The sequence below is a fragment of the Vibrio paucivorans genome, from assembly GCF_054053395.1.
Window position 1 is genome coordinate 1716291 of sequence record NZ_CM133231.1, and the last position, 23138, is coordinate 1739428.

Here is a 23138-nt window from a genome sequence, read left to right on the forward strand (position 1 = left end):
TCGTTCTTTTTAGGTGAGGTGATATCCATAACTTATTGTTATTCTTATTATTAGCTAGTCACCCTAGGCGATAACTTGGTTCTCTATCTAAACTTTTGAGTGAATCTTGATTACAAACCTTAGGTTATAATTGATATAGAGATTATTGATGTATTACGGTATGTTCTACATAATATTTTACAAATTATAAGATTTAATAAGTAGTACAAAGGTTTATTGCAGAATATATGCATGTTTTGTATGTAAATCGTGGTCCATTTATTCAAATCAATAAGATAGCTGCCATTGAAGAGTAGTTACGCACATCTCGTTGATTGAGAGGTTGAGATGAGTCTAGAAGTTGTTAGCCAGCGCGCTGTTGTTGAAGAAGTAATTGGGGAAGTCATTGCTGTGAGCCCGAAAGGGAGTGCAAGGATTTTGGCTGAAGGTAATGAAGTCGATAAAAACGATATCATTATCACGATTAATGGTGCATCTGCCGTTGTCATTGCGAATCAACAAGCGTTTCCGGTTGCTGAAAACTGTGTTGCTTGTATTGATGAAAGCGATGCGGAGAACCCTTGGTTGGCGACTGCTGAAGTGTCTGGGGCCATTAATGCGGACCTTGATAATATTGCCAATGCTGAGTTTGGTGAGGAAGATATCGCAGCTATTCAGCAAGCGATTCTAGACGGTGTCGATCCGACGGAAGTACTGGAAGCTACCGCTGCTGGTGGTGGTAATGGTTCGGCGAATGCAGGCTTTGTCACTATTGATTATAACTTTACTGAAGTGCTGGCGAGCACGTTTTTTGAAACCTCAATTCCAGAGAGTGACTCTGAAGATGCCGTCAATGATGACATCAGACCTACGGTGTTTGCTGCTGGTGGTGAAACCCTAAGTGAAACATTAACCGAAGGTTCGCTCTCTCTAAACTCATACCCTCAATCAGTTACCGAAACCGTGACCGTTGTTGCGGGTGATTCTGCTTTAGTAGCGTCAACATTTACCTTCTCGCAAGAGGGGCTAGACGCGCTAATTGAAGAGCTTGACTCTGACATTACGTCGGGGGGGCAAACTGTTTCTTTTTCTTTCGATGAAGCGACTAATGCCATTGTCGGTCAGCTTGCTTCTGGTGACGAAGTTCTACGAATTGAGCTAAACCCTATCAATGTTGGCAAAGACGTTGAACTGGAAGTCATAACTACAGTCAGCCAACCAATCGATCATGTATCTAGTGTTGGTGATGGCTTGGTTTCTATCGAGAATGACCAGATCGCAATTAACCTTGAGGTTTTGGGTCAAGACAGCGGTGGCAACGACATCAAGTCTCCAGTAGCCATTGATGTTGGTATCGTGGATGGCGCTGATGCGACAGCGGCAGAGGTTAGCATCGAAAATGTGGAATCTTCGAGTGAAGCCTTAATAGGTACACTATTTGATATCGGTGCCGATAATTTAGAGTCTGTGACTTTCGACGCAAGTGTTTTAGAGCAGTTTGATGGTTTCACTAGTAATGGAGAAGCGACTACAGCGACTCTTTCAGATGATGGTACGACGATCACTCTGGCCCTAACAGGGAGCAGTGACTTGGTTCTAGTGATCAGTATTGATACTCAGGGGCAGTACAACTTTCAGCAATCAGCTCCTCTGGACCACTCTTCAGACGACGATAGCATATCACTTCAACTACCTGTTACGGCTATTGACTTCGATGGTGATACGACCAATAACGTTATGGATATCAAGATTACCGATGGCTCCATTCCTGTTATCGATAGTATTGATCCTTTGTCGTTGGATGAAGCAGGCCTCGGCGATGGCTCTTCACCGGATAATGACCACATCACAGGCACCATCACAACCACCGTAGGCAGTGATGACATTGCCCGCTATGAGCTGGAGCCAAGCGAGTTCAATACCGATGACTCACTGACAGCCCAAGGTGAGCCGGTTCGCTTAGAAGAGCTGCCCGACGGCAGTTACCAAGGTTACATCGAGGTGGGCGGCACTAAGACGCCAGTCTTTAGCATCACGCTCGATACGCCCGCCCTTGGCCAATACCAGTTCACGCTGTTGGAAGCGCTGGACCATACCGGAGCGAACGACGACAGCCTGACCTTCACGCTGCCGGTTTATGCGGTAGACAGTGACGGTGACCGCTCAACGATTACTGGTGAAACAGCTGCAACCGCGGCGGACTTATCGATTACCGTGGCGGACGATGTGCTGTCATTGGTGGATAACGACTTTGCACTGACGGAGCCGACGACGGATGGCGCGGTGGAAGTGACGCACAGCCTGTTTGACCAAGAAGGGGCGGACGGCGCCGTGATAGAGTCGTTCACCTACAACGGCACCAAGTATACGCTGGATGACACCGACGCCACAGAGCAAGACTTTGCGGTCAGTGACGGTACTGTATACATCACGTTAGACGGTGAGTTCCGTTTTGTGCCGGACCGCGACTTAGACCACAGCACCGTCGATCCGATAGAAAGCACCGTGGTCTTCACCGCTGTGGACGGGGATGGTGACACTCAAACCGCGACCATAGACCTGAGCATTGCCGATGGTGAGTTACCTATCATCACTAACGTGACGGGCTTGAGTCTGGATGAAGCAGGCCTCGGCGATGGCTCTTCACCGGATAATGACCACATCACAGGCACCGGCACCATCACGACCACCGTAGGCAGTGATGACATCGACCACTATGAGCTGGAGCCAAGCGAGTTCAATACCGATGACTCGCTGACAGCCCAAGGTGAGCCGGTTCGCTTAGAAGAGCTGCCCGACGGCAGTTACCAAGGTTACATCGAGGTGGGCGGCACGAAGACGCCAGTCTTTAGCATCACGCTCGATACGCCTGCTCTTGGCCAATACCAATTCACGCTGTTGGAAGCGCTGGACCATACCGGAGCGAACGACGACAGCCTGACCTTCACGCTGCCGGTTTATGCGGTAGACAGTGACGGTGACCGCTCAACGATTACTGGTGAAACAGCCACAACCGCGGCGGACTTATCGATTACCGTGGCGGACGATGTGCTGTCATTGGTGGATAACGACTTTACACTGACGGAGCCGACGACGGATGGCGCGGTGGAAGTGACGCACAGCCTGTTTGACCAAGAAGGGGCGGACGGCGCCGTGATAGAGTCGTTCACCTACAACGGCACCAAGTATACGCTGGATGACACCGACGCCACAGAGCAAGACTTTGCGGTCAGTGACGGTACTGTATACATCACGTTAGACGGTGAGTTCCGTTTTGTGCCGGACCGCGACTTAGACCACAGCACCGTCGATCCGATAGAAAGCACCGTGGTCTTCACCGCTGTGGACGGGGATGGCGACACTCAAACCGCGACCATTGACCTGAGCATTGCCGATGGTGAGTTACCTATCATCACTAACGTGACGGGCTTGAGTCTGGATGAAGCAGGCCTCGGCGATGGCTCTTCACCGGATAATGACCACATCACAGGCACCGGCACCATCACGACCACCGTAGGCAGTGATGACATCGACCACTATGAGCTGGAGCCAAGTGAGTTCAATACCGATGACTCACTGACAGCCCAAGGTGAGCTGGTTCGCTTAGAAGAGTTGCCCGACGGCAGTTACCAAGGTTACATCGAGGTGGGCGGCACGAAGACGCCAGTCTTTAGCATCACGCTCGATACGCCTGCTCTTGGCCAATACCAATTCACGCTGTTGGAAGCGCTGGACCATACCGGAGCGAACGACGACAGCCTGACCTTCACGCTGCCGGTTTATGCGGTAGACAGTGACGGTGACCGCTCAACGATTACTGGTGAAACAGCCACAACCGCGGCGGACTTATCGATTACCGTGGCGGACGATGTGCTGTCATTGGTGGATAACGACTTTACACTGACGGAGCCGACGACGGATGGCGCGGTGGAAGTGACGCACAGCCTGTTTGACCAAGAAGGGGCGGACGGCGCCGTGATAGAGTCGTTCACCTACAACGGCACCAAGTATACGCTGGATGACACCGACGCCACAGAGCAAGACTTTGCGGTCAGTGACGGTACCGTGTACATCACGTTAGACGGTGAGTTCCGTTTTGTGCCGGACCGCGACTTAGACCACAGCACCGTCGATCCGATAGAAAGCACCGTGGTCTTCACCGCTGTGGACGGGGATGGTGACACTCAAACCGCGACCATTGACCTGAGCATTGCCGATGGTGAGTTACCTATCATCACTAACGTGACGGGCTTGAGTCTGGATGAAGCAGGCCTCGGCGATGGCTCTTCACCGGATAATGACCACATCACAGGCACCGGCACCATCACGACCACCGTAGGCAGTGATGACATCGACCACTATGAGCTGGAGCCAAGCGAGTTCAATACCGATGACTCGCTGACAGCCCAAGGTGAGCCGGTTCGCTTAGAAGAGCTGCCCGACGGCAGTTACCAAGGTTACATCGAGGTGGGCGGCACGAAGACGCCAGTCTTTAGCATCACGCTCGATACGCCTGCTCTTGGCCAATACCAATTCACGCTGTTGGAAGCGCTGGACCATACCGGAGCGAACGACGACAGCCTGACCTTCACGCTGCCGGTTTATGCGGTAGACAGTGACGGTGACCGCTCAACGATTACTGGTGAAACAGCCACAACCGCGGCGGACTTATCGATTACCGTGGCGGACGATGTGCTGTCATTGGTGGATAACGACTTTACACTGACGGAGCCGACGACGGATGGCGCGGTGGAAGTGACGCACAGCCTGTTTGACCAAGAAGGGGCGGACGGCGCCGTGATAGAGTCGTTCACCTACAACGGCACCAAGTATACGCTGGATGACACCGACGCCACAGAGCAAGACTTTGCGGTCAGTGACGGTACTGTATACATCACGTTAGACGGTGAGTTCCGTTTTGTGCCGGACCGCGACTTAGACCACAGCACCGTCGATCCGATAGAAAGCACCGTGGTCTTCACCGCTGTGGACGGGGATGGTGACACTCAAACCGCGACCATAGACCTGAGCATTGCCGATGGTGAGTTACCTATCATCACTAACGTGACGGGCTTGAGTCTGGATGAAGCAGGCCTCGGCGATGGCTCTTCACCGGATAATGACCACATCACAGGCACCGGCACCATCACGACCACCGTAGGCAGTGATGACATCGACCACTATGAGCTGGAGCCAAGCGAGTTCAATACCGATGACTCGCTGACAGCCCAAGGTGAGCCGGTTCGCTTAGAAGAGCTGCCCGACGGCAGTTACCAAGGTTACATCGAGGTGGGCGGCACGAAGACGCCAGTCTTTAGCATCACGCTCGATACGCCTGCTCTTGGCCAATACCAGTTCACGCTGTTGGAAGCGCTGGACCATACCGGAGCGAACGACGACAGCCTGACCTTCACGCTGCCGGTTTATGCGGTAGACAGCGACGGCGACCGCTCAACGATTACTGGTGAAACAGCCGCAACCGCGGCGGACTTATCGATTACCGTGGCGGACGATGTGCTGTCATTGGTGGATAACGACTTTACACTGACGGAGCCGACGACGGATGGCGCGGTGGAAGTGACGCACAGCCTGTTTGACCAAGAAGGGGCGGACGGCGCCGTGATAGAGTCGTTCACCTACAACGGCACCAAGTATACGCTGGATGACACCGACGCCACTGAGCAAGACTTTGCGGTCAGTGACGGTACCGTGTACATCACGTTAGACGGTGAGTTCCGTTTTGTGCCGGACCGCGATTTAGACCACAGCACGGTCGATCCGATAGAAAGCACCGTGGTCTTCACCGCTGTGGACGGGGATGGTGACACTCAAACGGCGACCATTGACCTGAGCATTGCCGATGGTGAGTTACCTATCATCACTAACGTGACGGGCTTGAGTCTGGATGAAGCGGGCCTCGGCGATGGCTCTTCACCGGATAATGACCACATCACAGGCACTGGCACCATCACGACTACCGTAGGCAGTGATGACATTGCCCGCTATGAGCTGGAGCCAAGTGAGTTCAATACCGATGACTCACTGACAGCCCAAGGTGAGCCGGTTCGCTTAGAAGAGCTGCCCGACGGCAGTTACCAAGGTTACATCGAGGTGGGCGGCACTAAGACGCCAGTCTTTAGCATCACGCTCGATACGCCCGCCCTTGGCCAATACCAATTCACGCTGTTGGAAGCGCTGGACCATACCGGTGCGAACGACGACAGCCTGACCTTCACGCTGCCGGTTTATGCGGTAGACAGTGACGGCGACCGCTCAACGATTACTGGTGAAACAGCTGCAACCGCGGCGGACTTATCGATTACCGTGGCGGACGACGAACCGACTCTGCATGACAAGACGATTGTTCGCCAAGAAGGACAAGGATGGCGAGCGGTTAATATGTTCGATCAAGACGGTGATCGAGCAGCAGACACGCAAGGAGCTGACGAAGGTAAGCTAACCAAGTTTGAAATTGTTGATGAACCTGGGCGAGACATTCAATTCAAGCAAGGCAACGATCCACTGACCGATGAAATTGAAATTACAGGCAGAGGAGAAACCGTATCGGTTGTTGAAACTATTAACGGTGTAGAAGTTGTTTTGGGGACACTGAATGTTCGTGCCGATGGACGAGTGAGCTTTAAGCCAGCTGAGAGCCTAGAACATACTGATGGTGAAGATATTCCGTTTAGCGTAGACATTACTGCCACAGACAGTGATGGGGATACTTCTACTGAACAACTTGATGTCGTAATCGAAGACAAAAATGCCAAAATCATTCTTTCTAAAGTAGAAGGAACCGAAGATGCTGGTAGAGACGGTTCGATTGCAAGTACTGATGACGCGAATGCTGAGGACAACTTAGGAGGCTTAGACAATGCGCCGATTCAAGTGCAGCTGCAAGCCGATCTGTTTGATATTGATAGTGGAGAGGAAATTGGCAACATCATTATTAAGAATGCCAATAACCACCACGGTACTTTCTATTATCAAGACTCAAGTGGCGACTACCACGCTTTGACTAAGGTTGGAAACACCTATGTGCTAGACGCGAGCCTCGTTGATCAGACCATCAATGGTACAGTTTCGACAATTGATAATCTGTTCTTTGTACCTGACAGAAACTATTCAACAAATGATGGTGGTTTCAAAGTTAATATTGAGATGGAAGTACTCAATAGTGGTGTCGTTGATCACAGTATTCGCGGTAAGTTGGTCATTGATGTAGAGAGCGTAGCGGATATTGCTACTTGGACTGCATCAAGTACGTTTGATTATCAAACGGACGAAGATGGAAGTAACGTTGAGCTGGATATACTTGCAGAAACGCAAGATGACAGCACGCCAGAAACGATCGTTTATCGCTTAGAGTTTACTCTCGGTGGTGATAGCGCTGAACTGGTCTATTCTGATGGTACGCCGATTATAGACACGCCAGCGGGCTCTGGTGTGTATTTGGTTCCCGCTGACCGCATTGGCGATGTCGAAGTCGACCCGAATGATGAGTTTTCCGGTCAGATCAAACTTGAAGTTACTGCAGTAACTTCTGAAACCAACAATATTCACGCAGGAAAAGATACGGCAGAATCAACGACACAAGAGATCGTTATCGATGTTGCACCAGTTGCCGATAAAGGCAGCTTTAGCGTAAGTCGTATCAATATTTTCGAAGACAATGCTGCTGCACAGGATACCGATGATCCTGAAACCGATCATGATCCACTTCTACTCAGTGAAGTGATTACCATGTCAGCTTCCGTTGATACCGACGGTTCTGAGTCCTTGCATGTTCGCATTTCTAGCTTCTCTGAGGATGGTGTTTCCGTAATTTGGCTTGGAGACCCTGCCGATAACCCGATTGTTGAAGTTTCGGACGGTGCCGGTGGTGTCGCTTACTATGAAATTCCAGAGCTGTACTTGGATCAAGTTGAGATATTGCCACCTAAGCACAGTAATGAAGACTTTAATTTCAAAGTCGAAGGTATTGTGAAGGACACTGCTGTCACGACATCAGGGACTGTGACCAATGAGACTTCATTGGGTGAGAAAACAGTTAACGTTGCGGTGAAAGGTGTTGCCGATATACCAGACGCAATCATTCTTGCAGGGCAGACTTCATGGCATGAGTTTGACGATGGAACAGTTTCGGGTGTTGAAGCTCTGATTCAAGAGAACGGTGAAGCGAACTTAAGTTTCTCGGTAGTGTCCGGTGAACGAGCGGATGCTCCACTTGATGACTCAGAATCTGTAACCGTACTGCTGTCGAATATTCCTCATGGTGTCGAAGTTTTTGACAGTGATGGAAGCTCAGTGGATCTAACTTTCGTTGGCTACGACATCAATGGTGAGCCTGTCTACGAAGCGAACATTACCGGCATGCACTTTGATTCCGGTATCACCATTCGTCCGGTTGAGTCTTCAACTGAAAACATCCATATCAAAACCACGATTATTGTGACTGAGGATGATGGTCATAGCCGAGCGTTTGAGCGAGAGATCCGTTTGAATGTTGAACCAGTGATTGATGCGAAGGACGGGTATACCGCTACTTCTCAAGGTGATGAAGACACGATTATCAATATTAACTGGGAACCGAAAGGTGGGCAAAACCCAGATAATGACGAATATTATGCGCGATTAGAAATATCTAACTTCCCTGACGGAGCGATCGTATATGTCGATGGTGTTGCACAAGACCTTACCGCTACAGGTGGTGTCTTAATTCTAGAACCAACTGGTGGTCAGAGCGACCAAGACTTTTCGGCGGTGATCTCCCAATCCGGTTACATCCAAGTTGAGCTACCTGAAGACTCAAGTAAAGATTTCACCTTGGATACATTAGTCACGGTTCGTGAAACAGACCATGAATACGTGAATGCTGGGGAGCCAGGTGAGGGCATTGCTTCTAAGGATATTTCTGGAACGGTAGCTGTGACCGTCAACCCAGTGGTTGAGGAAGAGAATACAACCGATCCTGATTCTGCTAAACATGAAAAACTGTTGGTGACAGAATCAGATGGAGCGGTACTCTCTGTTGTTCAAGCGGATAGTGACGGCACCATCAACTTTACCATCAATGATAAGAGCACCGATGAACCAGATGCCAATATCATTAAATATCAAGAGTTTGATGACTCTTCTCAAGAAGTAGTGACTCAGCTTGTTGTCGAGTTTAAGAACCTATCTGAAGATGTTCTCGACCAGTTGTTCATCACTGGCGCAACCAACGAGGGTGGCGGCAAGTGGGTTATTACTGATGAAGAAAACTTCTCAATCAAAGCCCCAGCAGGTTTGGATTTAACGCCAGGGAATCCGAACGACAATAATGGTACGAGCCAAATCGATATGGTGATCTATGCTGAAGTCGTCGATTTGGGCGAAGATGTGGGCAACGAGAAAGACTCAACTGTACTCAGACAAACAGAAGTTACGTTAGAGTTTCCGATTGAAGTTGTCGAGAAAACGTCTACTGCCGCCAATATTGTTTATGACGGCGTGAGCATTGTGGCTGGCGAAGAAGACAATGTGATCGATTTAGGTACACAAACTCAATCGATGTTTTCTATTGTCGGGCATGATGGTGTCGCTGACCAGATTACTGTGGTACTTGATCCGAATTCGCCACAGATCCCGTCAGGTACCTCTATCACAGCAACAGATTACGACTTTGTTGATGGTAAGTATGTTTTCCAAGCAACATTGAATGCAGATGGTTCAGTGAGCGGGATCGGGTCTTTGTTCCTGTCTATGCCGAAAGATTATTCTGGCGATTTTAAGTTGCCGCTTGTGATCATTACCACTGACACGGAATCGGGTGATGAGAATGTGATTCCGGTAGAGCTACCGGTTCAGGTGACTCCAATTGCCGATGTCCCAGACTCCGCGGTCGATCAGCCATTTGACAACAATGTCACTCCTTCTATGTCTGTAAACATCAAAGGAACATTGGGCTTGGATGCGGATCATCAGCCAATAGTTGACGGAAGCGGTAACGTCGATCTTTCCAACGATGTACCGACCAATGACAACATAGGCTATGAAGATGGTCTGATTCAGTTAGATTTCTCTATTGGTTTAGCGGATAAGCTGAATGGCACTGAAGGCGGTCAGGAAGTTGTGTCGGAAGTTACTCTGACTATACCTGATTCAGCGATGGGTGACTTTGTTGACGCTTCTGGCAATGTGTTAGGTGACACAATTACATTCACCCAAGCTGAAATTGCGGCGGGTGCATTGGATGAGGTGCTATTCAAACCGGCAGAAAACTATCCAACAGATAATGGTCAGAACACAGTCACCATTGATATTAGCGGAAAGATTACTGATACAGCAGTCTTCAATGACACCGGTGGCGGTACAGTGACAGACGAGCGTGAATTTGATGGTAGCGTCTCCTTTGAAGTGACACCCGTGGTTGATGACATTACGATCACTGGAATGGATCCAGCAGACCCGTTTGTTGCTGAAGGAGATGAAGATACATGGATTTCATTATCGGATGGTAGCTCTGGGCTAACGGTGAGCTTAAATGATAACGATGGCTCTGAAGAGTTCGTTTCAATGAAGCTTACGGATGTGCCTGAAGACTTTATTCTTCACTCAACGTCGTCGGACTTCACCATTAAGAACAATGGTGGAGGAGAGTGGAGTATTCAGCTAAAAGATCCAAGCCAAACCTCGATTGACCTGAGTGCGATCCAGATTAAACCGCCTAAACACTTTAGCGGCAGCGCGGAGATTGGTATTACTGTCTTTACTCAGGAAGAGTTGCTAGGTGTGCCAACAGAGCACAACAGCACCTTTACCATTGATGTTACACCAGTGGCGGACGAAGTCGATATCGAGCCAACTCCTGATGCTCTCGGGGTTGAAGGTCAAGATGTAGAGATTGATATTAAAGCGTCGGTTGTCGATAAGGCTGACTCGATCGGAGCCGGTGCTAACCACACTGAAAATACGCCAGAGACATTGCGGGTTGAGATTACCGGAGCACCAGACGGTGCGAGCGTTTCTTTGCCATCGGGTGTGACTGGTACGGCTACCTTAGTCGCAGGTGTTTGGATTGTTGAAGTCGATGCTCAAAGCTTAGATAAGATCATCTTTAACTCCGGTGATGCGAACAGCAATAACTGGGATGGCAACTTGCACTTTAAGGTTCAAGCGGTTGATGCTGGAGCGGCTGACTTTGGTCCTGCGCAAGAGTTTGATGTTTCTGTTGATGTCGAAGCTGTCAATGATAGGCCTACATTTGCCAATGTTGTTGACGTGGATACTCAAGAAGATAAGCCGGTTGCACTTAACGGCTTTACCATTGCCGATGTAGATAGCGAGTTGGATGATCCAAATGCAGAATACGCTGTGACCTTGACCGTCGACTCAGGCAGCTTACAGTTTGACAGTCAAACCGCCTCGGACTTTGGTTTAACCGTAACACTTGATCCAGGTACTCAATCCATTGTGATTTTAGGCACTGTGAGCAATGTGAATGCAGCAATAGCCGATGATTTGATCACATTTACTCCAGCTCCTGACAGCAACGACCTGACGGATGCTGATGGCGTCCAGGTTAACGTTATTGTGGATGACCAAGGCAATGTAGGTAGTGTCGATCCGGGAGATATATCCACATCTAACACTAACAGCGATAGCTTTGTGATCCATGTTTCTGAGGTCAATGATAAGCCGACTACGGCACCAGTAACCCTTAGCGATATCGAAGAAGACAGTAGTGTTGGCCTAGTTATTACGAGTGCGCAGCTTTTGTCTAACGCCAACGACCCTGAATCTCATGCAATGACGGTTAGTAATCTGGCACTTACTGACACGGCCTCTGGTGTACTAACGGACAACGGTGATGGAACTTGGACATTTAAACCTGCGGAAAACTTTTATGGTGACGTCAACTTTACCTATGACATCACTGACGATGGTACGACAGATGGTGTCAATGACTTCCAAACGATTTCTGGTAGTGCTTCAGCAACGGTATTAGCGGTAAACGATGCCCCTGAAATCGATGGCTCATTAGTGACATCGGGTATTGATGAAGCGGCAGCCCAGAAAATCACTGGCATTAGTGTGAGCGATGTAGACTACAGCGGTGCTCATGCGAATGCAGACATGACGGTAACGCTTGATACAGACTTTGGTATCTTGAGTGTGGTGCTTCCACCTTCAAGCGGTGTGACACAAAGCGTAGGTATGTCGGGTGAAGTTATTTTGATCGGCGCCATTGATGACATCAATGCGGTGCTATCAAGTAGCGATCCATCCACGGGTGTGTTTGTCGATGCTAGCCTGATCCCGACCGAAACGATCGAGCTCACGGTGAAAGCACAAGATAATGGTGTCTACTTCGAAAATGCTTCAGGTATGGCGTTAGAGGATGAGGAGAAGTTCCAAATAGCGGTTGCGCCTGTAGCAAATCAGCCAACACTGCAAGTGGACCCGAATTTCAACTACATCAAACACATCCATGCAAGCCAAAGTATCAGCATGCAGGGTATCAGTTTGGTTGGCTTGGTTGCGATCCTAACCGATAGCAACGAAGTACTGTCACTTGAATTATCAGGTATTCCAAATGGCGCAGTCTTAAGCAGTAGTGTTGGTAGTGTTGTACAAGATGGCAATGTCTGGACAGTATCGGCTGATGCAATCGACAGTCTTCAATTATCAGGAGCGACGGTGGGTTCTCACACCATCTCTGTTTCAGCGGTATCAACAGAAACGGACGGAAGCTTTGCGACATCATCGCCAATAGAGATAGACCTTGATGTCACGTCAGACAGCTCTGCGATTGATCAATCTTCTGCAAGCGATGATAGCTTCATACTGGGGGACGATACTGGTATAGAACTCAGAGCGGGAGATGGTGACGATCGCATTGAAGGTGGCGATGGCGACGACCAGCTATTTGGTGGTGCTGGAGATGACACTCTTATTGGCGGCGCTGGTAACGATATTCTGATTGGTGGATTAGGCTCCGATATTCTTACTGGTGGTTCTGGGCACGATACATTCAAGTGGACGACCGACTCTGTGGATGAAGGAACAACAGATACCATCACCGATTTCAGTGTGAATGATGGTGATGCTATTGATTTGAGGGACGTAATTACCGACTTGAAAGACACCCCAATGGAAGATTTATTGTCGGCAATTGGCGATAAAATTGAGGCGAAAGTGGTTGATGGTACCGATGATGTCGAACTAGATATCACCACTGATGATAGTGTTCATCAAACGATAATAGTAGAAGATCTAGGCTCTCAAATCGATTTCACAGGGATGGATTCGTCTCAGATCGTGGATTCACTATTACAAAATAATGTCATTCAGCATGACTTGTAATTAGCGAAGAAAAACGCCCAATGGTTTCAAATCATTGGGCGTTTTTAATTCTACTTTTTCTGGTATTGCGGTTGCCCAAGCTTAAGGTTAGTTATTCCTTCTCCTGAAGCTTAGGGTAAATCATATGAACATATTGGCTATCTTGTTCCGTTATAGCAAAGCCGAATCGTTCATATAAACTGCGCACTTTATTTCCCTGCAAGTAGCACAATTTACAAGGTTTTTCTGAAAGTGAAACTTGTTCGATTACCTGTTGTAAAATAGCGCTGCCAATTCCATGGTTCTGATATTTAGGAAAAATGAAGAACCTAGAGAAAAACCAGCAATCGCCTTTTTCTTCTAACATAAACGTGCCGATGGAGCAGTCATTATGGGTGATGATGGTTGGTTTGCCGGTATTCCACTCTTGTCGATGCAGCTCGACCTGAAGTTCCTCGTCCCAACCGAATACTGCGGTTATCGCGTCTACTTCAGCCGCGATTTTTACTTCATACGCGAACTGGTAGTCATTGTCGTTCGCGAGACGAGTGCCAAATTGCATGGTTAGAAACTCGAACCTGGCTGGGTTAGGAACTCGACTTCTTCTGGGGTACTTTCTCTTCCTAGTATTTCATTTCGATGTGGGTAACGACCAAAACGATCGATGATCACTTTGTGCTTTATCTCAAATTCGTAGTTAGATTCACGGCCTAAAGACTTAAACAATTTCTCGGCTTCAACATGGACTTTTTGTGATTCACTGTGCATGAAGGGCATGTAGAGAAAACTACGTTCCACATCGTTAAGCGCTTTATCGTCGCCTACGGAAATAGCTTCTTGGGCCAATGCCAAAGCAAGTGGGTCTTGTGCGAAAGCCAGAGGCGTATTGCGATAAACGTTGCGAGAGAACTGGTCGAGTACGATGATTTCCGCTAGTCGGCCACGCGGTGTTGAACGCCAATCGAATAACTCGGATGCTGACGCTTGTTGTAGAGTCACTAGGAAGCGCTGTTCTATCTGTTTGTCCACTTGCTCGCTGCTGACAAACCAATCTTTTGGCTCAAGCTCTTCAAACCAAAACTTCAATACTTCATCGACCATTGTGTTCACTCCAATATTGATACAGGCCCTTGATGTCAGAAGATGTCATCAATGCCATTGCAGGTTGTAGCATTTCACTATCCCAGTGCCACCATTGCATTTCAAGCAGTAAAGTGATGTCACTTTGGTTAAATCGGTAACGAATATGCTTCGCTGGGTTAGAACCGACTATTGCATAGGGCTCTACATCTTTAGTCACGACAGCGCGGCTAGCGATAACTGCGCCGTCACCAATGGTGACACCTGGCATGATCATCGCTTCCGAACCAATCCATACATCGTGGCCAATCACAGTGTCCCCAGCTGTTTGGAACCCGTCTTGTGCGCCTGAGAAAGCTGGGTCTTGTTGGTAAAAGAATGGATAGGTCGCGATCCAATCAATGCGGTGGCCTTGATTTCCAGCCATCATAAACACTGCCCCGCTGCCAATTGAGCAGTAGCGACCGAAAATCAGCTTGTCGACATCGTCTCTATCTGGAGAGAGGTAGCGTGCGCAGTCGTCGAAACTGTGCTGATGATAGTACCCAGAATAATAGCTGTGGTCTCCGGCAATAATATTTGGATTGGTGATTTGGTCTTTGATCAATTTGCCAGTAAATGGGTTGTCGAAATAGTTACTCATATGATTGTTTTTATTCGTTATTAATTGTTGATTGTAGGTGCTTCAACGCCGTATCGACAAACTTTTCTCTCAATGGGTTTTGTTTGCTCGCGTTATAAAGAATACCGATGTCCCACTGACAGTGTTCTCCTTCGAGGGCGAAAAAGCGTACGTTAGGTGGACTGATCGCCTTGGCGCTTTCGGGCACTATGGTGTAGCCCAAGCGAGCGGATACTAAGGCGAGCAAGGTCAAAATATCATCGGACTGCTGCGATGGCTGTAGGGAAACCGACTGGCTTACTAAGTAACTCTGTATTTGATGGTGAAGCCCTAATCCGCGTTCAGCGGAAAGAGCCAAGTAGGGCAGCGTTTTGACTGAAGCGAACGGGGAGTCGATGTCTATAGTGTGCTCGTCATGAACGGCGAGTACTAGTCTGTCTGAATAGATTTTCTCTCCCTTTAAAGGTTTTTCAGCGGGCAAACGATTAAAGCTGATGTGCATTTCACCAGACAGCAGCGCACTATGTTGATGTTGTGAAGGAGTGTCATTGAGCGTGATGTGCACATTGGGGAAATGCTTTTTAAACAGCGCAATAATTTCAGGTGCAACCGAGTAACTGGAGATTCCGAACCCAATGTTCAGGTGGCCGAGGGTTCCATCTACCACTGAGTGGGTGAGTTGTTTGAAGTTATCGAATTGCTCGACAACTCGTTGAGCGTCGGGAAGCAGCGTTTCACCTACTAAGGTTAAATGGGCGCCCTGACGACCACGTTCAAACAGCTTACAGTCAAGTTTGTCCTCTAGCCTTTGTATCTTCTTGGTCAGTGCTGATTGAGTAATGAAGAGCTTTTCTGACGCTTCTCGATAGGTATTGGTAGTTGCTAAGGCGATAAACGCTTTCAGTAAATCTATATCCATTCCAATTACTCATTAAATGTGTCATTTATTTCATTATATGGAATGAATTTGCATCGCTATAGTAGTTTTTGAATCGCCGACAGACTAAGAGGAATCCTGATGTTTAATACCAAGGTTGCATCCGTGCAGTTCAATCACCACGCTGGAGATAAAGCGTATAACCTTACTGTTATTGAGCAGTTTGTGTTGGAAGCCAAACAGCAAGATACCAACATCATCGTCTTCCCTGAAGCTTGTATCTCAGGGTATTGGCACCTTTCTGCCTTGTCGGAGGCTGAAATTCGGAAGTTGGCGGAGCCAGTGCCGCAAGGTAATTCAAGCCAAAAACTACTCGAGATGGCTGTCTCATTTGATATCAGTATCGGCGCTGGCCTAGTGGAGCTTGGGGAAGATGGCCAACTTTACAATACTTACGTATTCGCGATGCCAAATGGTGAAGTTAAGAAGCATCGTAAGTTGCATACCTTTGTCAGTCCTCATATGAGTAGTGGCAGTGACTACACTGTGTTCGATACGCCACATGGTTGTAAGGTTGGGATCTTGATTTGTTGGGACAACAACTTAGTCGAAAATGTTCGCATTACCGCGTTAATGGGAGCGGACGTTTTGATAGCTCCCCATCAAACGGGTGGCACTCAATCTCGAAGTCCGAATGCGCTAGGTCGCATTGACCCAGAGTTATGGCATAACCGAGCACAAAATCCTGAATTGATACGCAGTGAAATGCAAGGCCGAAAAGGGCGAGAATGGCTGATGCGTTGGCTGCCTGCACGCGCGCATGATAACGGTATGTTCTTGGTATTTAGTAATGGTGTCGGTGTCGACATGGATGAAGTGAGAACAGGTAATGCGATGATTTTGAATCCGTATGGAGAGATCATGGTGGAAACGGATTCGGTTGAAGACGATATGGTTATCGCAACACTCAACGGGCAAGAGCTTGAAATGTGTACTGGCCGACGTTGGATTCGTGGAAGAAAGCCATATTTGTATCAGCCATTAACGACTTCGCAGGGTAACGAGTTGGATCCTCATCAAGCTCGATTCTCAGAAGTATAACGACGCTCAATTTAATCGCCCTCTAAGTGACTTATTTTGTTCTTATAGGGCGCGTTAGGCTTATGAGCCAGCAACGTTTAATGGCCGTAAGTGGCTAGGTGCTCGGCGATCAAGTTTGTCAGTTTGTCTATTCCTGAATGCCAATCTGAGTTGTCTTCAAAGTTGGCAAAGTTAAGCCTTATGCAGTGCTTAAATTGGTTGTGAGTCCCAAACAACATTCCGGGGTAAATACTGATTCTATGTTTTAGACAACGCTGGTAGAGATCGAAAGTATCAACATGGTTAGGGAGCGTTAACCAACATAGAAAAGAGCCTTGAGGATGAGTGAGGTGGTAACGGCCTTGTAATACCGAGTGTGTGTTGAGTGATTTAGTCAGGTAGGAAAGAAAGCGTTTACCATTAGCCTGATACGTTCGAGTCATTTTTCTTGTATGAGAGCGGTATTTTCCAGTAGTTAGAAACTCACCAACCGCCGATTGCATTAGGTTCAAGCTGCCCATGTTGTCACAAATTAGGTATTTCTCAATCTGGGCCTGATATTTCCCCGAGAGTATCCACCCGATGCGCAGTCTGGAGTCCAACGTTTTAGAAAGCGAATTGACGTAGATAACCCTATCTTTGGTATCGAGCGCTTTCAAGCTAGGCAAGGGTGAGTCGTAGAACAGCTCTCCAAACACATCGTCTTCAATGATTGGGATGTCCCCGGAAACGTCGAGCAAGGCTTGCCTACCTTCTAACGACATACGAGATCCGGTCGGATTATTGAAGTTGGGTGTGACTAATATGGCTTTCACTGGCCACTTTTGTAGCGTGTCTTTCAGTGATCGAGCATCTATTCCTGTCGTTACACTTCCTTGTACTTCAATCACTTGCAAACCTAGTGATTCCATCAACAGCAAATTGCCAAAGTAACAAGGTGATTCTACGGCAACGATGTCGCCAGGTTGTGTAAGGGCCCGAAGCGCCAAGCTGATCCCTTGTTGAGCACCATGCGTAACGGCGATATCGCTGGTTTGACAGGGAACGCCTAAGTCTTGGCTGATCTTCAACAGCTGCTTGATGAGTACGTCATTGCCTGGAGGAATTTGATAATGGCTGGGCATCTGGCTTTGTAATCTGCTGTGTCGTCCAATTTCAGCATACAGACTTTTTATTGCGGGAGAATCGATGTTTGGGTGGGCGGAACCGGTTGCAAGTTGTTGTTTTTCTTTTGGATAACTGAGTAATGCCTTGCTGACTGACAACAGGTTAACCTCGGTAGGTTTTGCTATTGGTGAGTGGCGTGATGCTTTTTCTTTGACTCGATACCCTGATTTAGGGACGGCGTAAATAACGCCTTGCGCTTCCAGTTCTTGGTAGGCTCGGATCACTGTATTTTTGCTCAATTGAAGCTCTTCACTGAGCTTGCGAATAGAGGGGAGTTTATCGTGGCACTGGAACAAGCCGTCTTGTAGTGCTTGACGTAGATACGTTTCGACTTGACGATATTTGTTATCTGCACTCATTCTGTACCCACCAAAATAAACCTTTCTGTATCTTTTTAGAAAAACTGTACCCAGATAAGGTAACAGTATTCGCAGTTAATTTTCTAGAGGCAATCATGCTAATTCGAATGATCCCTTTTGCATTTGTGGTGTTATGGGCATCAGGTTTTGTTGGTGCACGCTATGGGCTTCAGTATGCCGAACCAGCCACCCTGCTGCTGATCCGAATGACAGCTAATGTAGCGTTGTTCGCGTTACTGGTGGTGTTTTTACGTCGTCGTATGCCAACAGGGAAAGGGCTGTTTCATAGTGCGGTCGTGGGCATCTTGATACACGGTTTTTATTTAGGTGGCACTTACGTGGCGATTGATTTAGGTATGCCCGCAGGGCTAAGTTCACTATTGGTAGGGACTCAGCCAATTCTAACTGCGGTGGTGCTAGTTTCCTTTGCCAGCACCCGTTTTCGAATCGCACAATGGTGGGGGCTAGGGTTAGGTTTTCTGGGCATATGTTTGGTATTGATGGGCAACATCGAGTGGCAATCGGAACAGCATAAAGTGTCCGCCGTCGCGTTCTGTATTCTAGCGTTAGTTGGAATTACGTTTGGTACTTTATATCAAAAGCGTTACTGTCAAAATGTCGATATGGTGGGTGGCGCAATGGTTCAGTATTTTGCAGCTGGTTTAGTGATGTTGCCTTATGCTTTGGCGTTTGAAACGATGGAGGTGACATGGACGTATCAGCTGGTATTGACCTTGTTCTGGCTAGTGGTGGTGTTGTCTTGTGTCGCGATACTGTTACTGCTTTATATGGTTAAAAACGGTGCGTCTGCGAGCGTTGCGTCGGTGTTTTACCTCGTTCCACCCACAACCGCTATTCAAGCATGGCTAATGTTCGGTGAGTCGTTCGATGCTATCGGCATGGTGGGGTTTGTGATGGCAGCCGCGGGTGTTTACCTAGTGGTGAAAAAACCAAGTCAATCGTTAGAAACGGAGGTGAAGCCTTTAGTTAGGGAGACGGTCAAAAGTCAGTAGCACTAAAAACTGCTAATCAGGCTTTCAGTTCAAGAAACACACGGTTACGGCCACGCCTTTTCGCAGTGTAAAGTGCGTGGTCAGCACGGCTCATTAAATCGCGGAAACACACGTCGCTTGGGTGAGGAATGGCGATACCAAAGCTTGCGGTACAGTGCACTTGGTGGTTATCTATGTGTGTAGGAGTACACTCTATGGCTGCACGTAGTTTTTCCGCTAAGACAACGGCTGCTTCCTCACTGGTATTTCTCAATAGTAGGGCAAACTCTTCACCACCGATTCGGGCAAACAAGTCATCATGGCGTATCTGCGCGCGAATAATTTGAGCAATAGACACTAATACTTCGTCGCCAACTAGGTGGCCATATTGGTCATTGATTGATTTGAACCTGTCTAGATCCAACATGAGTAGCGCGTGCTCGCCATCGTGATAGCGAGAATGTTGTCCAAATTGTTGCGTTGCTTCTGAAAATGCTCGTCGGTTGAGTATCGCAGTAAGGGGGTCGATGTCAGCCAAGGTTCTCATCGCATCAACTTCTTTCTGGACTCGGATTTGAGAGGCGATCCAATGTGCAATAGTGGTTAACGTTTGTACGTCCGATTGGTTGTAACGGTGTTTGTTTTCATGAGCGATATTCACCGTACCATAGCAAGTCCCATCGCTGACAAGAGGAGCATCGATACAGGAATGTAGCCCGCCAGACGAGAGCCATTGGCAGTCGAGTAGATCGACCGAAGACATATCGTCGCATTTGAGCGTCGTATGCTGCGTAAAAGCTTGTCCAACTAAAGTGTGTTGGATCGGCACTGGTTGATCAGCAGGAATGGCGTCATTCCCCTTTAAACTGTAGATATGAAGGAACTCGTCCTGTTGAGCTAAGGCAATGCTGCAACGATGCGCTTGAAACAGCTTACACATCCATAGCGACGTGCAGTTGAGGATTTGATCAAGCGATTTAGACTGCGCCAGCGCCTCAAGAAACGCTAGTGGTACTTTTCCCTCGGAAGTCGACGTGAATGAAGTCAGAGGTGAATGCGAATCAACTTTACCGTCCATCGTAGCCTCTCACTATTGTTGATTGATATATTAATAAACCTAGACCTAGTTTACCAATTTCTGAAATGTCACTTGTGAGATTTGTAATTTGGATAACAATATTCCCCACAAGGGGTAGGGCTAATGCATCAAACTGCTTATATAATCACCCGCCTTTTTTCACTATCAACTATGTTATGAACCCAAAACCAGATAGAACCAGTGCGATGCGCCTGATCATAGAACAGGTCAAAGCGGAGCTTCCGTTATATGAGGAAGATACGTTTGTGTGCGGGCCTGAAGGGAGCTGTATTGGTTGCCCCAAAAAGCTGTTAGAACTGGTTGATTCAGAGTTGTCTTACTGGGAAGCTGCAATGAATCGAGGAGTCATTCCAAACTTTGATGAAATACGTCGATTTGGCAAGTTGTGCACCAATGTTAGGCGTGGTTTAGTCAGAAACAATATTATTGCACGTTGATTCGCTACATCGCCTAGACGCTGATAATTTGATCAACTAGTTTAATAGTAGTGAGTGAAGTGTTGATTGAGGTGCGTATGGTTTGCTTTCGGTTTATCCAATTAGCCTTGCTCTTCGCCGCGCTAAATCTTTCAATCATGCCACTAACGGCTCAAGCTCAATCGTTGAGCTCATTAGATTTCTATACCGAAAATTACCCACCGGCTAACTTTGAAGTCGAAGGCAAAGTTACAGGATACGCCGTAGATATCCTCGTCGCCGCTTCAAAAGCGGTAGGGCAAGAAGTCCAACTCAATCAAATCAAGCCTTTACCTTGGGCGAGATCGTACCGTGCAACGCTAACCAAGCCTAACGCAGTGTTGTTCTCGACAACTCGCACAGAGCATCGTGAGGAACTGTTTCGTTGGGTTGGTCCGATTGCTGATATCAAGGTTGTGGTGCTAGCACGTAAAGATGCTGCTGTTCAAATCGAAACCCCACTTGATATGGCGAATTACAAAATTGGTGTGATTCGTGATGATATCGGCGAACAGTCTTTGCTGGCACTAGGTCTACCAAGAGATTCGATGCAAGAGGCATCATACGTTACTACGCTCGCAGAGCAGTTAATGAAGGAGCGGATCGATTTGCTGGCGTATGCGGAAAGGGCGGCTTATTGGTGGGCTAAACAGGCCGGAATCGACTCTCAGGAGTTTGAACCTGTCTATGTGCTGAAAGAAGGCTACATCTATTACGCGTTCAACAAAAACATTCCTCAAGAAACGCTAGATGACCTGCAGCGCGGCATTGATATCATCAAAGCAAGCAAAAACGCTGATGGAATTACTGAATACCAAGCCATTCTTAACAAGTATCGCTAGATATCGCCTTAGCTAGGGTCTGTTGATCTTTCGCGGTTAAATTTTGTTCAGATGGGGACGCCTAGTCAAAATCGTTTTAGGCGAGGCGAAGACTGTGTAGCCTAGCATTCTAAGCAAATAGTCTTCAACGAAGTATAAAACGATTATAACGGGGGCGCCTAGCTCGAACCCTTTGGGCAGCCTTTGTGGTTCATTTCTACTGCGTTATTGGCTTCTCATGTAGGCTAGCTACACGTCAAAGCCTCTGCCTTGTATCAATTTCCCACAAAGTGCTGCAAAAATCAGCTCGAAAGATCAACAGACCCTAATTACCTCATCTAAGGCGTAGTGATTATTTCTTGTTTCTATCGGCTCGTGTTACGTAAAACGGGTCGCTGAACTTCTTCTGCGAACCTAGCTCCGATACCACCAATCGATTCCATAGCGCTTTATCGAACTGAGGCTTAGGAATAGAAGGGTAGAGAGTTTCTAGCTCTTCGGTTGCGTAGCGAAGAAATTCTTTCAGCTTGATTTGGTTATACTTTTTTGCCACACGATTATGTTTTTGGATCCATTCCTTCTTGAACGCGATCAGTGCCGGCTCTGCTTGTTCAAGTGGGGTCGTAGACAGATAAAGTCGTTTGTATGCGACTTTGCGGTCTAACATCGTACGTAATGCCGTTTGAATATAGCGGCCGTGGTGCGTAACAGAAATATCTTCATAGCGGAATGGAGTGATGAACCATCCCGTAGGCTTAAGAGCTTTGGTTTTGTATTGCTTGTTTCTTGATTGCAGCGCTTGGTGAAGAACAAGATCAGACGTTCCACGCAGAGTTTGCTGCCATTTGCCAATACGAATTTGTATTGACCCGGGTAAGCGATAAATATTTGTAAACTTGTCTTGGTCCATTTGCTTATTACACAGTGCTATCAATACCTAGATGAACGGGTGGTGTTCAACTGGGAAAGTTTATTAAGTAATGGCAACCACCTAGCTATGCGCAGGTGATGTTGGCTGAGTTTTAATTATTTGTCTTAGTGCCATCAGGTTTAACATCAACCTATATGGCAGGCTGTAAGCAACAGATTTGATTCCATCGCCCATAAGCAGCTGCACATTCTACTCTCATACTAAGTCTGCATTCCAGTGTATTCAGTGAAGTGGCTATCAAAATACTAGGGTCTGTTGATCTTTCGCGGTTAAATTTTGTTCGAGATAAAATCGTTTTAGGCGAGGCGAAGACTGTGTAGTTTAGTCATTCTAAGCAAATAGTCTTC

Annotated in this window: 12 protein-coding genes; 5 read left to right on the top strand and 7 right to left on the bottom strand. The window is 47.7% G+C overall.

The features are described 5' to 3' along the window. Positions 1–327: 327 nt before the first annotated feature. Positions 328–13329, top strand: coding sequence for a retention module-containing protein (locus tag ACXABW_RS23175; protein WP_457525813.1), 13002 nt, complete (start codon positions 328–330; stop codon positions 13327–13329). Positions 13330–13420: 91 nt separating this feature from the next. Here ACXABW_RS23175 and ACXABW_RS23180 read toward each other — a convergent pair whose 3' ends face one another. Genes ACXABW_RS23180 through ACXABW_RS23195 form a run of 4 tightly spaced genes read right to left on the bottom strand, consistent with a single transcriptional unit; the run spans position 13421 to position 15929 of the window. Then, the gene (locus ACXABW_RS23180; RefSeq protein ID WP_457525815.1) at positions 13421–13870 is read right to left on the bottom strand and encodes a GNAT family N-acetyltransferase; all 450 of its coding nucleotides are present in this window, start codon (positions 13868–13870) and stop codon (positions 13421–13423) included. A 2-nt stretch (positions 13871–13872) separates the two neighbouring features. Continuing rightward, positions 13873–14409: a DUF924 family protein gene (locus ACXABW_RS23185; RefSeq protein WP_457525817.1), complete on the bottom strand. Its 537-nt coding sequence runs from the start codon at positions 14407–14409 to the stop codon at positions 13873–13875. Next, positions 14399–15031: a type B chloramphenicol O-acetyltransferase gene (catB, locus tag ACXABW_RS23190; protein ID WP_457525819.1), complete on the bottom strand. Its 633-nt coding sequence runs from the start codon at positions 15029–15031 to the stop codon at positions 14399–14401. The genes ACXABW_RS23185 and catB overlap by 11 nt, the downstream gene beginning before the upstream one ends. Before the next feature lie 10 nt (positions 15032–15041). Continuing rightward, on the bottom strand, positions 15042–15929 hold the full coding sequence (locus ACXABW_RS23195) for a LysR family transcriptional regulator (RefSeq protein ID WP_457525821.1): 888 nt from the start codon (positions 15927–15929) through the stop codon (positions 15042–15044). Between the two features lie 99 nt (positions 15930–16028). On the opposite strand from ACXABW_RS23195, the gene ACXABW_RS23200 reads away from it, so the two are divergent. Next, complete coding sequence (locus ACXABW_RS23200; RefSeq protein WP_457525823.1) at positions 16029–16988, top strand: nitrilase family protein; 960 nt, start codon at positions 16029–16031, stop codon at positions 16986–16988. Between the two features lie 77 nt (positions 16989–17065). Here the strand turns inward: ACXABW_RS23200 and ACXABW_RS23205 are convergent, their stop codons facing one another. Beyond that, positions 17066–18493: an aminotransferase-like domain-containing protein gene (locus ACXABW_RS23205; RefSeq protein WP_457525825.1), complete on the bottom strand. Its 1428-nt coding sequence runs from the start codon at positions 18491–18493 to the stop codon at positions 17066–17068. Between the two features lie 95 nt (positions 18494–18588). Between ACXABW_RS23205 and ACXABW_RS23210 the strand changes: the two genes are divergently transcribed. After that, the gene (locus ACXABW_RS23210) at positions 18589–19506 is read left to right on the top strand and encodes a DMT family transporter (protein WP_457525827.1); all 918 of its coding nucleotides are present in this window, start codon (positions 18589–18591) and stop codon (positions 19504–19506) included. 16 nt (positions 19507–19522) lie between these two features. Here ACXABW_RS23210 and ACXABW_RS23215 read toward each other — a convergent pair whose 3' ends face one another. Beyond that, on the bottom strand, positions 19523–20563 hold the full coding sequence (locus ACXABW_RS23215) for a sensor domain-containing diguanylate cyclase (protein ID WP_457525829.1): 1041 nt from the start codon (positions 20561–20563) through the stop codon (positions 19523–19525). 176 nt (positions 20564–20739) lie between these two features. Here ACXABW_RS23215 and ACXABW_RS23220 point away from each other — a divergent pair, with 176 nt between their 5' ends. After that, complete coding sequence (locus ACXABW_RS23220) at positions 20740–21021, top strand: hypothetical protein (RefSeq protein WP_457525831.1); 282 nt, start codon at positions 20740–20742, stop codon at positions 21019–21021. 77 nt (positions 21022–21098) lie between these two features. Continuing rightward, complete coding sequence (locus ACXABW_RS23225; RefSeq protein WP_457525833.1) at positions 21099–21881, top strand: substrate-binding periplasmic protein; 783 nt, start codon at positions 21099–21101, stop codon at positions 21879–21881. 331 nt (positions 21882–22212) lie between these two features. On the opposite strand, the gene ACXABW_RS23230 is transcribed toward ACXABW_RS23225, so the two are convergent. Continuing rightward, positions 22213–22770, bottom strand: a complete 558-nt coding sequence (locus ACXABW_RS23230) for an MSHA operon transcriptional regulator (RefSeq protein ID WP_457525835.1) — start codon at positions 22768–22770, stop codon at positions 22213–22215. Positions 22771–23138: the final 368 nt, after the last annotated feature.

Excerpts from the sequence above, each read along its gene's own strand:
- ACXABW_RS23175 (WP_457525813.1), top strand. The coding sequence starts at position 328 with ATGAGTCTAGAAGTTGTTAGCCAGCGCGCTGTTGTTGAAGAAGTAATT.
- ACXABW_RS23180 (WP_457525815.1), bottom strand. The coding sequence starts at position 13,870 with ATGCAATTTGGCACTCGTCTCGCGAACGACAATGACTACCAGTTCGCG.
- ACXABW_RS23185 (WP_457525817.1), bottom strand. The coding sequence starts at position 14,409 with ATGGTCGATGAAGTATTGAAGTTTTGGTTTGAAGAGCTTGAGCCAAAA.
- catB (WP_457525819.1), bottom strand. The coding sequence starts at position 15,031 with ATGAGTAACTATTTCGACAACCCATTTACTGGCAAATTGATCAAAGAC.
- ACXABW_RS23195 (WP_457525821.1), bottom strand. The coding sequence starts at position 15,929 with ATGGATATAGATTTACTGAAAGCGTTTATCGCCTTAGCAACTACCAAT.
- ACXABW_RS23200 (WP_457525823.1), top strand. The coding sequence starts at position 16,029 with ATGTTTAATACCAAGGTTGCATCCGTGCAGTTCAATCACCACGCTGGA.
- ACXABW_RS23205 (WP_457525825.1), bottom strand. The coding sequence starts at position 18,493 with ATGAGTGCAGATAACAAATATCGTCAAGTCGAAACGTATCTACGTCAA.
- ACXABW_RS23210 (WP_457525827.1), top strand. The coding sequence starts at position 18,589 with ATGCTAATTCGAATGATCCCTTTTGCATTTGTGGTGTTATGGGCATCA.
- ACXABW_RS23215 (WP_457525829.1), bottom strand. The coding sequence starts at position 20,563 with ATGGACGGTAAAGTTGATTCGCATTCACCTCTGACTTCATTCACGTCG.
- ACXABW_RS23220 (WP_457525831.1), top strand. The coding sequence starts at position 20,740 with ATGAACCCAAAACCAGATAGAACCAGTGCGATGCGCCTGATCATAGAA.
- ACXABW_RS23225 (WP_457525833.1), top strand. The coding sequence starts at position 21,099 with ATGGTTTGCTTTCGGTTTATCCAATTAGCCTTGCTCTTCGCCGCGCTA.
- ACXABW_RS23230 (WP_457525835.1), bottom strand. The coding sequence starts at position 22,770 with ATGGACCAAGACAAGTTTACAAATATTTATCGCTTACCCGGGTCAATA.